The organism is Vibrio ouci (assembly GCF_004551525.1).
In the GTDB taxonomy this organism is placed as follows: Bacteria; Pseudomonadota; Gammaproteobacteria; order Enterobacterales; family Vibrionaceae; genus Vibrio; species Vibrio ouci.
In genome coordinates this window covers 1-1,191 of the sequence record NZ_SATR01000203.1, presented here as the reverse complement: position 1 = coordinate 1,191, position 1,191 = coordinate 1, and the positions used below count along the sequence as shown (strand labels likewise).

Here is a 1,191-nt window from a genome sequence, read left to right as displayed (position 1 = left end):
TAACAAGAGACTATGGCGTCAATAGTTAATCTTTGACGCTATCTTTATCCCACATTACACCGTCTCTTAGCATCGAATTAAGTATCACAACCATCTTTCTCATACAGGCAACTATGGCTACTTTCTTTGGTTTTCCTGCCGCAAGTAATCGTTCATAAGTTGCCTTAAAAACAGGGTTGCATTGGATGGCCGACATCATCGCCATGTACATAACGGTTCTAACTTGAGCTCGTCCTCCTTGTATCACCCGCTTGCCTTTGTAACGGCCACTTTCTCTTGTTATTGGTGCGACGCCAATCAAGCTAGAGGCTTGTTTATTGGTGATGTAACCAAGTTCTGGGACGTTGCTGATGATAGATGCGGCCAGTATTTTACCGACTCCAGGCATACTTTGAAGTATCTCATTTTTAGCCTGATATTCAGGTGAAATATCGATGAGCTTTGTGATTTTAGCTTCTACTTTTTCAATTTGATTTTTTAGAGCGGTTAAGATGGRCGTAATGGTTGAGGCGATGTTCTTTGGTAATATTTGTAGTCGGTTTCTTTCCATGGTCTGCATGGCGAGTAGTTGGTTGCGTCGTGTAACTAAGTCACTCATTAGTCGAATGTTTTCGTTTTTTAATTGAGTGAGTTCAGGCTGAACTTTCTCAGYATAGTGTGCAATGAGGGCAGCATCCAAGCGGTCATTCTTGGCTCTTTGCCCGATGGCGCCAGCGAACTTTTTGATGCGTAGTGGGTTCGCAATGACGTAAGGTAATTTGGCTTTATCACAGGCGAGTATAAAGGGCATTTCTAATCGGCCAGTAGCTTCGATAACGACGCGTTGAGGTTTGTGTTTCTTAATGGTTTTGATGGCATCGCTGATGCCTTTATCGGTGTTTGGTACAGTGAAGTAAATGTCGAGTGGGCGGATATAGATGTCTAATTGTGACTTACCGGTATCAACGCCGACATTAATATTTTGAAGTGTGTTTGTATTCATAATAAGCTAACTCTTGCTTGCAAATGCGGGCTCGAGACCCAGAAGACTATTCGAGTGTGGTGCTTGGAGTTCTATCTGGCGTTCGTACTTGTTATCGGTCTCTCGATAGAGGAGCCATCATTTAATCGAACTACCAGATAGAAGAACTTTAGTTGCAGTTAAAGTCTGGGTCTCACCTTACCCGATTGGAGCGCTTATTATCCATACAA

General features: G+C 42.8%; 1 protein-coding gene. It reads right to left on the bottom strand.

Annotated features, from left to right (window positions below):
• Positions 1–25 precede the first annotated feature (25 nt).
• Positions 26–982: an IS110 family RNA-guided transposase gene (locus ELS82_RS25140; protein WP_134837786.1), complete on the bottom strand. Its 957-nt coding sequence runs from the start codon at positions 980–982 to the stop codon at positions 26–28.
• Positions 983–1,191 lie beyond the last annotated feature (209 nt).